A 13,600-nucleotide genomic window follows, 5' to 3' on the forward strand; every position below is an offset into this window, starting at 1 on the left:
CATGACCAACACGACACATGCATCCACGGCGGCACCCGAGGACACGCGGCTCGGCATCCTCGCGCGGCGCCGCATCGAAGCGGAAATCATCAAGCCGATCTACGAGATCATGAAGCGCGAATTCGGCACCGAGCGCGCGCAGGCCGTGATCGCGGAAGCCGTGCGCGGCGCGGCCGTCGACGCGGGCCGCACGTTTGCCGCGCAGGAGCCCGGCGGCACGAGCGTGCGATCGTTCGTCGCGCTGCAGGTGCTGTGGGAGAAGGACGATGCGCTCGAGGTCGAGGTGCATCGCGCGGACGACGCGCACTACGACTACGACGTGCATCGCTGCAGCTACGCGGAGATGTATCACGCGATGGGGCTCGGCGAGATCGGTCACCTGCTGAGCTGCGCGCGCGACAGCTATTTCATCCACGGCTATGCGCCGGACGTCGCACTCACGCGCACGAGCACGATCATGCAGGGCGGCAAGCGCTGCGATTTCCGTTATGCGCTGCAGGCGGCGCCGCGCGACGATGCCCCGGAGGCCGGCAATGCGTGACGATCTCGCGGACGCGCCGCGCGTCGACGGCGCGCGGCTGTGGGCGTCGCTCGAACGGATGGCGCAGATCGGCGCGACGCCGAAGGGCGGCGTCTGCCGTCTCGCACTGACCGACCTCGACCGCGAGTCGCGCGACCTGTTCGTGCAGTGGGCGCAAGACGCCGGCTGCACGGTGCGCGTGGACCGGATGGGCAACGTGTTCGCGCGCCGCGCGGGCCGCAATCCCGACGCCGCGCCGGTCATGACCGGATCGCACGCCGATTCGCAGCCGACCGGCGGCCGCTACGACGGCATCTACGGCGTGCTCGGCGGCCTCGAGGTCGTGCGCGCGCTGAACGATGCGGGCATCGAGACCGAGCGCCCGATCGACGTCGTGATCTGGACCAACGAGGAAGGTTCGCGTTTTGCGCCGGCGATGATATCGGCCGGCGTGTTCGCGGGCGTCTATCCGCTCGAATACGGGCTGTCGCGCACCGACGGCGCAGGCAGGACGATCGGCGAGGAACTCGCGCGAATCGGCTACGCGGGTGCCGAGCCCGTCGGCGGCTATCCGGTGCATGCGGCGTACGAGCTGCATATCGAACAGGGCGCGATTCTCGAACGGGCCGGCAAGACGATCGGCGTCGTGACGGCCGGGCAGGGGCAGCGCTGGTACGAGGTGACGCTGACGGGCGTCGACGCGCACGCGGGCACGACGCCGATGGAATTCCGGCGCGACACGCTGGTGGGTGCCGCGCGGATGATCGAATTCGTCGATGCGCTCGGCCGTCGCCATGCGCCGCACGCGCGCGCGACGGTCGGGATGATCGAGGCGCGGCCGAATTCGCGCAACACGGTGCCGGGCGGCTGCTTCTTCACGGTCGAGTTTCGTCATCCTGACGATATGGTGCTCGACGAGCTCGATACGGTGCTGCGTGCGGAACTGGCGCGCGTCGCGGCCGACGCGGGCCTCGGTGCGCGGATCGAGCAGATCTTCACGTACCCGCCGGTGCCGTTCGCGCCGCGCTGCATCGACGCGGTGCGCGATGCGGCCCAGGCGCTCGGGCTGCCGCACATGGACATCGTGTCGGGTGCGGGTCACGACGCGTGCTACATCGCGCGCGTCGCGCCGACCGGCATGATCTTCGTGCCGTGCGTCGATGGCCTGAGCCATAACGAGGCCGAGGCGATCACGCCGGAATGGTCGGCGGCGGGCGCCGACGTGCTGCTGCGCGCGGTGTTGCGGAGCGCGCAGGAACCGGGCGCGTGATGCGCGCGTGACGGGCGCGGCTTACTTGCCCGCCTTGCGCCGCGCCATATACGCGAGATACGCGACGATCTGGTCGAGCTCCCGGTCGCTCAGCTGATCGGGCGGGAACGCCGGCATCACGCGGCCCGGCCAGTCGCGCACCGATGCCGGGTTGCGGATGTAGCGGCGCAGCGCGGCGGGCTGGAAGTAGTCGACCGGGTTCATCGGCGCGTTGAGGTCGGGGCCGGCATGGCTGCTGCCCGCGCCGTCGAGGCGATGGCACGCGAGGCATTGCGTGACGAACAGGCGTTGGCCCGCACGGGCCGGATCGTTCGCCGGCAGCGCCGGATCGACGGCGAGCGACGGCCAGCGCGCGAGCGGCGACGATTCGATCGTGATGCGCACGATCTGATACGGCCACTGCTCGCCGCGCACCGACGATGCGTCCGGCCCGAGCCAAACCAGGTAGAACGGCCCTGCGCTGACCTGCTTGCCGGGCAGCTTCGGCCACGGATGCGCCGGATCCTCGATCGCGAGCCACGCGACGGCGCCGGCCGGCGCACGGCGGCGCGCGAGATCCAGCGGCAGCTGCGCGGCGAAACCGTCGGCCGCGCGCGTTTCGAGCACGCCGTTTGCGGGAAGCGGCGTGTCGCCGAGCAGGGCCGCGAACGGCACCGCGCGGAACGTCATCGGCCGGCCGTACGCAATGTCGTGCGGCACGTGGATGTCCGTTGCGTCGACGCGCGCGAGCAGCGCCTGGCGCGTCAACACTCGAGGCGTGCCGTCGGTCTCGAGTTCGAGCGCGTCCTGCGCGGACGCGCGCGTCGCGATCAGGCACACCGTCATCAGCAACAGCGAAAACCACCGGCGCTTCAGCATTCGTTCTCCGTGGGGGCGTACCGGCGGCGGCAGGGGGCGAGCACGCGGCCGATGGATGGAATCGGGCGACAGTCTATCCGGTACGCGCGGCGCTGGCGACTTCGACGCGGGATCGGCGCAGTGGCAGGGATCGCGCCGGCCGGTGGCAGCGTGCGGGGCTATCGAGTTGCCCGACGCGTGCGGGATCGCGTTGCGCGACTCGGCCGGCGGCTCAATCCCACGGGGCGTCCGTGTCGGTCCGGAGCCGTTCGCGTCGCCGTCAATGCGTCGAACACTGCGCGTCGGCCTTCGGCAAAGGCGTTTCCCGTGCCGTGTCGAAATCGGCCTCGCGCGTCCCGGACGGCGTCAGCGACACGAAATGCATCGTCCCGCCGCGTGCCGTGAACCCGGCGATGCCGGTCGAGCCCCACGGAATCGGCGAGCGCTGCGCGCCGCTCACCGACATGCCGGTTGGCGAAAGCGCCAGCGTCAGCAGGCGTCCGTCGCGGGTCGGCACGTACGCATGCGTGCCGTCGACGGCGATCCCGGATTCCCGCACCGACGCCGGCAGGCAGTCGAGCGTCGCGAGGCGGCGGCCGTCCGGGTCGATCAGCGTCGCGACGCCGCGATTGTCCGCCGTCGTCGTGACGACGACGAAGCGGTCGATCGCCGGCACGTAGGTGGACGAATACACGTAGTACTGGATCGCGTCGCTCAGCGGCCCGAGCTTGTCGAGCTTCGCCGTGACCGGATCGAACATCGCGTATTCGAGCGTCGCATCCGTGCTGCCCTCGATGTATTTTTGCCAGACGAGCAGCGCGCGGTGCGGCGAGCCGGCGACCACGGGCCACCATTCGCGGTGGTGCGGCGCGACCGGCACGTGATTCAGCACGCGTCCGTCGGCATCGTAGGTTTTTACGTAGACGCCGTTGCCGGTGCCGAGGTTGTCGACGCCGCCGCCGTCGATCCAGTCGGCGGAATAGAACACGACGAAGCGTTCGCCCACCGAGGCGACATGCCCGGAGTGACCGCCCGCCTCGACGTCGTTCGGGTAGGGCTTGATCGGCTTGAGGTCGCGCCGATAGACACCGTAGCGCTGGCTGACCACTTGCGGCGTATTCCAGCCGTCCTCGAACGTGACGAAGATGTCGCCGCGCGGATTCTGCGCGATCGACACGGGCTCCTGCGCTTCCGGACGGCTGATGAATGGATGGACGCGCAGCAGACGCGGCTTGCCCGGCAGCCATTCGCCGACGTACACGTCGTGCGGCCAGTTGCCGTTGCGCAGCGCGCCGCGCGGCACGATGCCGGAGCTGCTGAAGAACACCCAGCGCCGGCCGTCGCCGGCGTCGGCCACGCCGATTCCGTGCATGAAGCGCCTCGGGTCGCCGCTGTCCTGCGGCGATGCGGGCGCCTGCACGGTGACGGTGTGCACGGCCGGCGTGCCGGCATACGCGCATGTCGGTGCTGCGACGACACAACACGCACCGCAGAGTACGGTCGCGACACGCCACGCGGCGGCGCGCCCGCCCGCATGCGAGCGCACGGTGGCGACCTGCGTCGTGACCGGCCGTTGCATCATTCGACGGTGACCGATTTCGCGAGGTTGCGCGGCTTATCGACGTCGGCGCCGCGCGCGCACCCGACGTGATACGCGAGCAGCTGCAACGGGATCACGTTGACGATCGGCGACAGCGCGTCGCCCGATTCGCGCACGCGGATCAGGTGCGTGTCGCGGTCGGCGTCGATCTCGAGATGATGGCCCGCGAGCACGTACAGCCGGCCGCCGCGTGCGCGCACCTCGGCCATGTTGGACTTCAGCTTCTGGAAAAGGCGGTCGTCCGGCGCGATCGTGACGACCGGCATCGCACTCGTGACGAGTGCGAGCGGGCCATGCTTCAGTTCGCCGGCCGGATAGCCTTCCGCATGGATGTACGACACTTCCTTGAGCTTCAACGCACCTTCCAGCGCGATCGGATAGTGAATGCCGCGCCCGAGGAACAGCGCGTTCTCGGTGCGCGCGAACTTCGCGGCCCAGCCCATGATCTGCGTTTCCAAGGCGAGTGCGTGACCGATGCGCGCTGGCAGTTCGTGCAGTTTCTTCAGGTGCATCGCGACATGCGCCGCATCGAGCCGGCCGCGTTGCTGCGCGAGCGTCAGCGTCAGCACGAACAGCGCGACGAGCTGCGTCGTGAACGCCTTGGTCGATGCGACGCCAAGCTCGATGCCGGCGCGTGTCAAGAAGCTGAGTGGCGCGCCGCGCGCGATCGAGCTGGTCGCCACGTTGCAGATCGCCATCGACAGATCCTGGCCCATCGCGCGCGCGCGCTCGATCGCGCCGATGGTGTCGGCGGTTTCGCCGGACTGCGAAATACCGACGACGAGCGTGCGCGGATCGGGCACGGTGTCACGGTAGCGGTATTCGCTCGCGATCTCGACCTGCGCCGGAATGCCCGCGATGCCCTCGAGCCAGTATTTCGCCGTCAGGCCCGCGTAGTAGCTGGTGCCGCAGCCGAGCAGCAGCACGCTCCGGGTCTTCGACAGCAGCGCACGCGTGCTGTCGCTGCCGCCGAACAGCGCGGGCGAGATCGTGTCGATGCCATCGATCGTGGCGGCGATCGCCTTCGGCTGTTCGAAGATCTCCTTCTGCATGAAGTGCTGATACGGGCCGAGCGCGGCGTCGTTATCGCGCGCCTTGACCAGGCACAGTGGACGCTGTACCGCGCTCCCGATCGCGTCGACCACGTCGATGCGGTCCGGCGTGATCAGCGCGACGTCGCCGTCTTCCAGGTAGACGAAGCGGTCGGTCACGTCGCCGAGCGCCGCGCAGTCCGACGCGAGGTAGTTCTGTTCGGCGCCGATGCCGATCACGAGCGGCGAGCCGGCGCGCGCGGCGACGAGGCGCTGGGGCTCGCGCGCGCTCAGCACCGCGATCGCATACGCGCCGTGCAGCCGCTTGACGGCATGCCTGACCGAATCGAACAGGTCGTCGCGATAGAGGCTGTGGATCAGGTGCGCGATCACCTCGGTGTCGGTCTCGCCGCGAAACGTGTAGCCGCGCTCCTTCAGTTCGGCGCGCAACGCATCGTGGTTTTCGATGATCCCGTTGTGCACGACCGCGATCGTGTCGCCCGACATGATCGGATGCGCGTTCATTTCCGACGGCGCGCCGTGCGTCGCCCAGCGCGTGTGCGCGATGCACGTCTGCGCTTCGAGGCCCAGCGTCAGCACGCGGTCCTGCAGGTCCGCCACGCGCCGCAGCGTGCGTTCGCTGCGCAGGCGGCCTTCGTCCTGCACGGCGATGCCGCACGAATCGTAGCCGCGATACTCGAGTCGGCTCAGTGCATTGACCAGTTGCGGCACCTGATTGTGCAGGCCGCTTGCTCCGACGATTCCGCACATGATTCACCTCGTCTAAAGGAAGTTGCCGGCCGACGCGCGACACGCGACGGCGCGAATTCGGGAGCGGTGTCGCATCGCGCGGCATGCATCGCGTCCGGCGCGGCGCGTCTCCGCTCACTTATTCGCGGGGCTGCGGCCCCGCGTGGGCTACCCATTCGATGCCGGAGATCGAGCCGTTCGCGTCGTGCGACGCGACGAGAATGCGTGTCGTGCGCCGCGCGCCGCGCCGGCGGGCGCCCGCGAGCGCGGTCGGCGGCACCGAGCGCATCTTCACGCTGGCGGAGCGCCGCAGCATCTTCGATGCGCGCAACCGGTACGCGAGCGGATGCACGACGCGTCCCGCGATCAGCCACGTGACGATCGTGCCGGCGATCAGCGCGATGCTCGTCACGTAGAACACGATCTGCTCGATGGGCATCTCGGCCTGGTTGAACGGCAGCAGGTAGCGGTACGTGTAGATGCAGATCGACGCCCACACACCTCCGACCAGCGCGGGCCGCACGACGCGGAACCACGCGACGAGCACGGGCCCGACGACGCCGCCGTGTTCGGCGATCAGTTCGCTCGGGGCGCGCAGGGAAAGGTCAATAATCGGTGCGTTCTTCATGTTGAATGCCTCGGTCGGGACTGACCCAAACGGCGCGCTTGCCGCGGCCCCGCAATACGACGGCGGGCAGGGCGACGACGGTGGTGACCATGCTGATCAGCCAGAACGCGACGGGGTACCAGACGGTGTCAAGGAAATACATCAGGAGTTTTTCGTCGTAACGACGATCGATCATGCTGCCGATGATCAGCTGCAGGATGCAGGTCGCGACCAGCAGCATCCCGTGCCAGTGCGGCACCACCGACACATGCCAGTCCTGCGGAAGCGGGTAGACGACGTCGACCAGCGCGAGCAGCAGGATGAACGACATCGAATAGGCCCACGCGATGCCGATCAGATACTCGACGAACAGCGGCCACATCATCATCTGCGTCGGCCGCGCGAGCGTGCCTGCGTACTTGAGCAGCACCTGGATGCCGCCCTTCGCCCAGCGCAGCCGCTGCCGGTAGAGCCCCTTCAGCGTCTCGGGCATCAGGATCCAGCTGAGCGCGTGCGGCTCGTACACGACGCGCCAGTCGCGGCACTGCAGTTTCCAGCTGATGTCGATGTCCTCGGTCAGCATGTCCGAGCTCCAGTAGCCGACATCGGCGAGCGCGGTCTTGCGGAACATCGTGATCACGCCCGACACCGTGAAGATGCGGCCGTACACCTGCTGCGTGCGCTTGATCAGCCCGACGATCGACGAGAATTCGCCGACCTGCATGCGCCCCAGCAGCGACGTGCGCGTGCGGATGCGTGGGTTGCCGGTGACCGCGCCGACGCCCGGATCCGTCAGGAAATGCTCGAGCATCCAGCCGATCGCGTCATGCGCGAGCAGCGCGTCGCCGTCGATGCAGAGCAGGTATTCCGCATTCGATACCGCCGCCGCGGTGGTGAGCCCGACCGCCTTGCCTTCGTTGCACGCGTGATGGATCACGAGCAGCCGCGGGATCTCGACGGCCAGCTCGTTGAGGATCTCGCCCGTGCGGTCCTTGCTGCCGTCGTTGACTGCGATGATGTCGTAGTTCGGGTAGTCCATCGCGTTCAGGTGGCGGATCACGCTGCGCGCGTTCGCCGCCTCGTTGAAGCACGGCACGACGATCGAGATCTTCGGGATGCCGCTCGCCGCGATCGTGCGCGTCGACAGCTCGCGGCCTTCCTCGAGCAGGAAGTAGTGAACGACGCCGCCGATCATCCACAGATACGACATGAAGAACGGGTAGTAGAAGACGAAATCCTGCAGGCGCTGAATGATGTTGTGGGTGGTCATGGCGTCTTGGTTCCCTGCGCATGCTGCATCTGCATCAGCGCGTTGATCGACGTCGGATCGAGGCGCGACTTCAGCGACATCACGTCGCGCATCGCGTCGAGCTCCGGCAGGCCGTTCAGGAAGTTGTCCGGGTAGTAGCCGAAATTCACCGCGCCCTCGCTGCGCAGCCGCCGCATCTGTGCGAGCAGCGTGCGGGCCGGCACGTCCTTGTGCGCGTGCCAGTCGTACGACTGCAGCTCGAACACGGTGCGCTGCAGGCCGCGCTGCTTCGCACGGACGGCGCGCACGAGCTGGTCCAGCCAGCCCTCGGGATCCTTCGCCTGCTCCATGTACGGCATCGCCATCAGCGCGACGTAGTCGTAGTTGGCGAGGAAATCGTCGTAGTTCTGCGCGTACCACGCTTCCGACTCGGGCTTGAGCACAGGCATCGCGAAGATGTTGCGCGCGCTCAGCACGTCGCCCACGTTCTGGTGCGCCAGCACGATCTGTTCGAGCTGGTGTGTCAGGTCGATCAGATAACGCGACTTCTGGCGCGTCCAGCGTTTCATCAGGTCGGGGTTCTCGCGGATCTTGCCGACGTCGGCCGGCAGCCCCCATTGCGAATAGGTCTGCAGCGCATGCCGGCCCGCATCCTCGTAGTCGTCGAGCACGGCGTCGTCGCTGAACAGGATGCCGCTGAACGACGCGTGCTTGCTGAGATCCTCGTAGATCTGCTGGATCATCAGCCGTGCCTCCGGATCGAACGGGCTCAGCCGGAACACGCGCGTGCCGTTCTCGCGGGCCGGCGCGCCGCTGTATGCGCTGACGGCCTCGAGCCCCTGATGCTTGCCCGGCGGCGGCCGGAACGCGAGCACCGGCATCCACGCGTACACCTGCACGTTGGAGCGCGTGTTCAGCTGCCATGCGGCGCGCGAGAACAGGTCGGCGCGCATCGGCAGGTGCCGATTCGGGAAATACACCGATTCGGCCACGCCCGTGCCTTTCGGGTCGGCACAGGCCTGCAGGTACACCGATTTCGGCTGCATCCGGTAGATGCGCTCGACCAGCTTGCCGAGATTCGCCTCCTGCCGCGCGGGATCGGGATCGTAGACCTGGTCGAGATCGACCTGCACGATGCGCTCGGGCACGTCGACGTCGCCGCGGTTGGACGCCGGCTCGCGCATCGAGCGCTCGAACCCGCCGATGTCGACGTCGTACATCATCAGGATCCGCCTCAGCCGGTCCAGTGGCACGTCCGGCGTATTCGGGCCGGCATCGAGGCTGAACTGGATGTCCATGCCGAGCGACGTCGATATCTTGCGCACGGGCTGGTTTTCCGCGCCGTATGGCCACACCATCGAGCGTGCAACGATGCCGGTGCGTTCGCGGATCTGCCGCACGCATGTCTGCAGGTCGTCGTGCACGCGTGCTTCGAATTCGGCGTCGGTTTCATAGCGCTTCTCGTTCTGCAGGTAGAGGTGCGACGTGGTCGCCGGCAACTCGTTGCCTTGCGGATTCGCGACCGCGCCGTGATGGAGGTTGTGGGTGTGGCAGCCGAGCTCGACGAGGTGCGACTGGCCGACCTTCTGCACCTCGTCCCACGACATGAAGTAGTCGCGCGGCACCTGGATCTTGTCGCTGATGCGGATCGGTGCATCCAGCGGCGCATCGATCCACGCCGTGACGATGCCCATCACGGCCGGATACTTGAAGCGTTCGAGCAGCGGCAGCACTTTCGTGTAGTGGCTGCGGTAGCCGTCGTCGAACGTGAGGAGCACCGCGCGCGGCGGCAGCGGCTTGCCGCCGTGCCGCGATTCCTCGATCTGCCTGACCGTGATGGTGTGGTAGTTGTTGGTCTGCAGCCATGAAAAGATCGCGGTCAGCGTGCCGGTGTCGACCGCGAACGGGTCGACCATCGCCGACGCCGAGGAGAACGACGCCATCAGGTTGTCGCGCACGTCATGCATGCAGATCACGCGAAACGTCTTGCCGTCGGCCGGGTCGGACGGTGGCAGCAGGTCGATCATCCGGGCGTTCGACACGCCCGGGAACAGCGAACAGGCGGCGAACGTGCCGAGGCATCCGCACATGAAGGTCCGTCTGGTTTGCATTCGCGATCTCCTTGCTAGAACGGCAGGTTGACCGACATGAAGCCGGTTTCGGAGCGCTCGCGCTGGCCGTCGTATGCGTGGCTGCTGACCTCGACGCCATAGCTCAGCGTGATGTCGTGCTTGAACGTCCATGCGTGCTCGAGGCGCGCGCTCCACAGCGGGCTGGTGCCGAAGCCGCGCTCGTTGTACACGCCGCCCGACACCGATACGCGCTGCTGCAGCGCCATGTCGCCCTTCTTCCACAGCATCAGCTGGTGCATGACGGTCGCCGCGGCCGCATAGTCGCGGCCCGGGCTGAAGTAGGGCGCGTCGTGGCGCGTGTTGCTGTCGGTGCCGAGGTCCAGCGATAGGTTGACGAGCTGGTTGGCGGTGGTATACACGCGCTGCGTGGCGGTCGCCGAGATCTCCTGGTGCAGGTTCGAATCGCTGTAGCGGCTCACGCCGTAGCTCAGCTTGACCTCGCGACGGTCGTTCTGCCTGTACACGACCGAGACGTTCGCGGAGCGGCCCCAGATGTGCGCGGCATACGCCTTCCACGGCAGCGAGTTGTCGTTGGTGTCGAGCCCGGCGCTGACCGTCCAGTAGTCGTTCAGCGCGTACGCGATCGACCCGCGGCCGCCGGTTCGGCCGTCCGAGCCGAACGAGCGCGTGACTTCGCCCTGCACGGTGAGCGGCCCGTGCCGGTAGTCGCCGCCGACACCCGTGCGCGTGCGGCTGACGTTGCCGGAGTCGGTCTGCGCATAGCCGAAGAACGTGTGCGAGAAGACGCGCCAGTTGTCGCCGAACGGTTGCGAGTACACATAGCTGTCCGACGTGAAGCTGTTGTCGGCCAGCGCGCTGTTGCCGTGCTCGTAACTCAGGTCGGTCGTGAACACGGGGCTGCGGTATGCCTTGTAGTCGCGCTTGAAACCGCGCACGGCGCCGCTGTCCGGAAATACGTCGTCCAGCGTCTGGTCGACGTACTTCGCGGTCGCGTAGTCGTCCGCCGTGAGCGCCGCGCGGCCGAGGCCCGCCAGCATTTCGACGCTGTCCGGGTGGTCGGTCAGCGAAGCGCGATACATCGCGATCGCCTGGCGCGGATGCGCCTGGCCCGACACCGCGTCGGCATGCGCGGCACGGACCTCCGCGTTGAACGGCACCTGCTGCTCGAGCTGCTCGAGCGCGGCGATCCCTTCGTCGACGCGGCCCGTGTAGATCAGGTATTGCGCGCGCAGCCGGTAGTAGCGCAGAAAGTCGCTTTCTTCCGGACCGTAGTTGCGCACCTCCTTGGCCGGCGGCAGCGACTTGCCGATGTCGTCGAGCACCTGCTGCGCGTCCGCCGCGCGTCCCTGGTCGACGTACGACCAGAACAGCCCTTCGCGCAGTTCGATCGGACGCGTGCGCGCGCCGTACTGGAAGCCGCGGGTCGCGCGGTCGGTCGGCGCCGCGGTTGCCTGCTTCAGCGCGCGCTGGTACACGGCGTTCGCCTTGGCCGGTTCGCTCAGGTAGAGGTAGGCGTCGCCGACGGCCGCCAGCGCGTCGATCGAGATCTCCGCGTCGGGCGGAATCGTCTCGAACGTCGCGACGGCCGTCTTCATGTCGCCGCGCGCCGCATGGGCGACGGTGCGGTCGCCCGCGAGCGCCGTCCTGACCGGCGAATAATCGGGCGTGGCCGGCATCCGCTTGTCGAGGTCGTCCGCCGCGCGCAGCGCGCTGTCGAGGCCGTCGAAGCGGTCGGAACTCGTCATCGAGCGGGATTTGTCACGTCCGCCGCGCACCTGCTGGCGAATCGCCAGTTCTTCCAGTTGTGCGACGTCGACGGCGGAGAACGCATCGGGCCGTGCCTTCGCTTCTTCGAGCGCCTTGATCGCGCCGCCGCCCGCCGCGAGGCCGAACACGTCGTTGCGCACGGTCGCGACGTCGGCGGTACGCAGGTTCGGCGCCTGCGCATTCGGCGTTTCGACGTCGGGGCCTTGCGATCGTTGCGTCGGTTCGCCGGGCAGCTGGACGCCGGGCGTCTGTGAATTCGGCGCCTGGGACGACGGGGGCGGCGAGCCCGGTGTCTGGGTAACGGGCGCAGGCGAGCCCGGCATCGGGGTGCCGGAGGCCTGCGCGGTTTGCGTCGGCGCATTCGGCGGCGCGGTGGTTGCGGCCTGTGCAGGTTGCGGCGGCTCCGGCGAGTGCGCGACCGGGACGGATGAACTGGACGCAGGTGTGCCGGACGTTGTCGCCGTCGATTGCACGGGTGTTTCGGGCGGCTGCGGGTTCGCGGCCTGCGCGATCCCGATCGGCGCGTCCGATGCATGCGCGACGGGTGCCGGCGTGTTTGACGGCGTGGTGTCGGATGCCTGGGGCGGCTGCATCGGGGCACTCGGCGTCGGTTCGGCCGGTGGCGGCCTGTTCGGCGGCGCGGTATCGGTCGCCTGGGCGATCTGGATCGGCACGCTCGACGGCTGCGCGCCCGGCGCCGGTTCGCTCGGCTGCGCGACGTCCGGGTCCACCACGACCGTGGTCGGCATCGTCTGCGGTTGCGCATCCGACGCCTGTGCGATCTGCATCGACGCATCCGATGCCTGCGCGATGGGCGTCGGCGCTTGCGGGGGCAGGGCGCTCCGACCCTGGGCGACCTGCAGCGACGCCGCCGTCGGTTGCATGTCGGGCGACAGCGCATCCGGCGCGCCGCCGGCGCCGGCGATTTCGCTCGCGCCGCCCGGTTCCGCGTCGCCTTCGGCGGCAAGGCAGGAGCCGGACGCAACGAGCAGCAACAGCAACGGCGCATGCAGGAGGATCCGCCGGTTGGGCGGAGCGGCGATGGTGCATTGTTGTCTACGATTGTTGGCCACGATGTCTCCTCACTCTGAAACGATCACATCGGTTGCACGCCCGGCGACGCCGGTTCACAGGCGATTGCGGATCGCTTGTCCGAGCAGCGCGCGCGATTCGCTGTTCGTCGGGTCGATGGCGAGCGCGCGGCTCGCGTTCTGCTCCACGCAATTCCATTCGTCGACCCGTGCGCACCAGCGCGCCCGGGCCAGTGCGCGTGCGCCTTCCAGTTCGTCGTGCGTGATGCTGGTGGCCTCCATGTGCGCCGAATCGGCGATATACGATTGCGGCTGCCGTCGCGGCGTGCGGTCGGTGTGTTTTTCAGTGCGCGCCAGCGTCTGCGAACGCGACGTCCGGTGCGTGTCGCCGGGGCGCGCCGCGCGGCCGCTGGCCGCGAGCGTCGTGGACGGTACGTGCGCGGGGTGCGGGTGTTTCGCGGCGGCGCGGGCGGTCGTTCCTGGCGGCACGGCCGGTGCTGCCGCGGCCGACACGGCAGGCGTTGCCGACGCATACCGCGTACCCGGCACGGCAGGCGTAACCAGCTCGGCCTGCGCGGTGGTCGACGCCGTGTCGGAGGCGTTGGCCGTGGCGGTCGCGATGGCCTCGCGATACTTTCCGACGGCGGTGCCGATCATGCCGGCGATGTCGTGCGTCATGGTTGCATGGCCGACTCCCGCGTCGCGCTGGACGTACGCAAAGCCGCCGAAGATCGCGGCAAACGCAATGATGCTGAGCGCCGCATTCTTTCCGGGGCCCCAGGCAGGTTTCGGCTGACGGTTGGGCGAGCCGTCCGGTCGTTCTGCACGAGTCATTCAATCCTCCT

At 68.3% G+C, this 13,600-nt stretch carries 10 protein-coding genes; 2 read left to right on the forward strand and 8 right to left on the reverse strand.

Going from position 1 to position 13,600, the window contains the following annotated elements:
* Position 1: 1 nt before the first annotated feature.
* Both DIE08_RS00165 and DIE08_RS00170 read left to right on the forward strand, forming a co-directional pair.
* Complete coding sequence (locus tag DIE08_RS00165) at positions 2-541, forward strand: L-2-amino-thiazoline-4-carboxylic acid hydrolase (RefSeq protein ID WP_124900562.1); 540 nt, start codon at positions 2-4, stop codon at positions 539-541.
* A complete protein-coding gene (locus DIE08_RS00170) occupies positions 534-1,790 on the forward strand; it encodes a Zn-dependent hydrolase (protein ID WP_124900564.1) in 1,257 nt (418 codons plus the stop codon). Before DIE08_RS00165 ends, DIE08_RS00170 begins: the two co-directional genes overlap by 8 nt.
* A gap of 21 nt (positions 1,791-1,811) precedes the next feature.
* On the opposite strand, the gene DIE08_RS00175 is transcribed toward DIE08_RS00170, so the two are convergent.
* From DIE08_RS00175 to DIE08_RS00210, 8 genes are all read right to left on the reverse strand, one after another.
* Complete coding sequence (locus DIE08_RS00175) at positions 1,812-2,648, reverse strand: cytochrome c (RefSeq protein ID WP_059607799.1); 837 nt, start codon at positions 2,646-2,648, stop codon at positions 1,812-1,814.
* Positions 2,649-2,907: 259 nt separating this feature from the next.
* Positions 2,908-4,206 (reverse strand): hypothetical protein, encoded by a 1,299-nt coding sequence (locus tag DIE08_RS00180; RefSeq protein ID WP_124900893.1) that lies wholly within the window; start codon positions 4,204-4,206, stop codon positions 2,908-2,910.
* Positions 4,206-6,029, reverse strand: a complete 1,824-nt coding sequence (gene glmS / locus DIE08_RS00185) for a glutamine--fructose-6-phosphate transaminase (isomerizing) (protein ID WP_124900566.1) — start codon at positions 6,027-6,029, stop codon at positions 4,206-4,208. The genes DIE08_RS00180 and glmS overlap by 1 nt, the downstream gene beginning before the upstream one ends.
* A 118-nt stretch (positions 6,030-6,147) precedes the next feature.
* On the reverse strand, positions 6,148-6,636 hold the full coding sequence (locus DIE08_RS00190) for a Biofilm PGA synthesis auxiliary protein PgaD (RefSeq protein ID WP_124900568.1): 489 nt from the start codon (positions 6,634-6,636) through the stop codon (positions 6,148-6,150).
* Complete coding sequence (gene pgaC / locus DIE08_RS00195) at positions 6,614-7,885, reverse strand: poly-beta-1,6-N-acetyl-D-glucosamine synthase (protein WP_124900570.1); 1,272 nt, start codon at positions 7,883-7,885, stop codon at positions 6,614-6,616. The genes DIE08_RS00190 and pgaC overlap by 23 nt, the downstream gene beginning before the upstream one ends.
* Positions 7,882-9,975: a poly-beta-1,6-N-acetyl-D-glucosamine N-deacetylase PgaB gene (gene pgaB, locus DIE08_RS00200; protein WP_124900572.1), complete on the reverse strand. Its 2,094-nt coding sequence runs from the start codon at positions 9,973-9,975 to the stop codon at positions 7,882-7,884. The genes pgaC and pgaB overlap by 4 nt, the downstream gene beginning before the upstream one ends.
* Positions 9,976-9,989: 14 nt before the next feature.
* Positions 9,990-12,797, reverse strand: a complete 2,808-nt coding sequence (gene pgaA / locus DIE08_RS00205; protein ID WP_124900574.1) for a poly-beta-1,6 N-acetyl-D-glucosamine export porin PgaA — start codon at positions 12,795-12,797, stop codon at positions 9,990-9,992.
* A 54-nt stretch (positions 12,798-12,851) separates the two neighbouring features.
* The gene (locus tag DIE08_RS00210) at positions 12,852-13,589 is read right to left on the reverse strand and encodes a hypothetical protein (RefSeq protein ID WP_124900576.1); all 738 of its coding nucleotides are present in this window, start codon (positions 13,587-13,589) and stop codon (positions 12,852-12,854) included.
* Positions 13,590-13,600 lie beyond the last annotated feature (11 nt).

Source organism: Burkholderia sp. Bp9004, from assembly GCF_003858025.1.
GTDB lineage: Bacteria > Pseudomonadota > Gammaproteobacteria > Burkholderiales > Burkholderiaceae > Burkholderia > Burkholderia diffusa.

Coding starts and splice junctions, on each gene's coding strand:
- DIE08_RS00165 (WP_124900562.1), top strand. CDS start 2: ATGACCAACACGACACATGCATCCACGGCGGCACCCGAGGACACGCGG.
- DIE08_RS00170 (WP_124900564.1), top strand. CDS start 534: ATGCGTGACGATCTCGCGGACGCGCCGCGCGTCGACGGCGCGCGGCTG.
- DIE08_RS00175 (WP_059607799.1), bottom strand. CDS start 2,648: ATGCTGAAGCGCCGGTGGTTTTCGCTGTTGCTGATGACGGTGTGCCTG.
- DIE08_RS00180 (WP_124900893.1), bottom strand. CDS start 4,206: ATGCAACGGCCGGTCACGACGCAGGTCGCCACCGTGCGCTCGCATGCG.
- glmS (WP_124900566.1), bottom strand. CDS start 6,029: ATGTGCGGAATCGTCGGAGCAAGCGGCCTGCACAATCAGGTGCCGCAA.
- DIE08_RS00190 (WP_124900568.1), bottom strand. CDS start 6,636: ATGAAGAACGCACCGATTATTGACCTTTCCCTGCGCGCCCCGAGCGAA.
- pgaC (WP_124900570.1), bottom strand. CDS start 7,885: ATGACCACCCACAACATCATTCAGCGCCTGCAGGATTTCGTCTTCTAC.
- pgaB (WP_124900572.1), bottom strand. CDS start 9,975: ATGCAAACCAGACGGACCTTCATGTGCGGATGCCTCGGCACGTTCGCC.
- DIE08_RS00210 (WP_124900576.1), bottom strand. CDS start 13,589: ATGACTCGTGCAGAACGACCGGACGGCTCGCCCAACCGTCAGCCGAAA.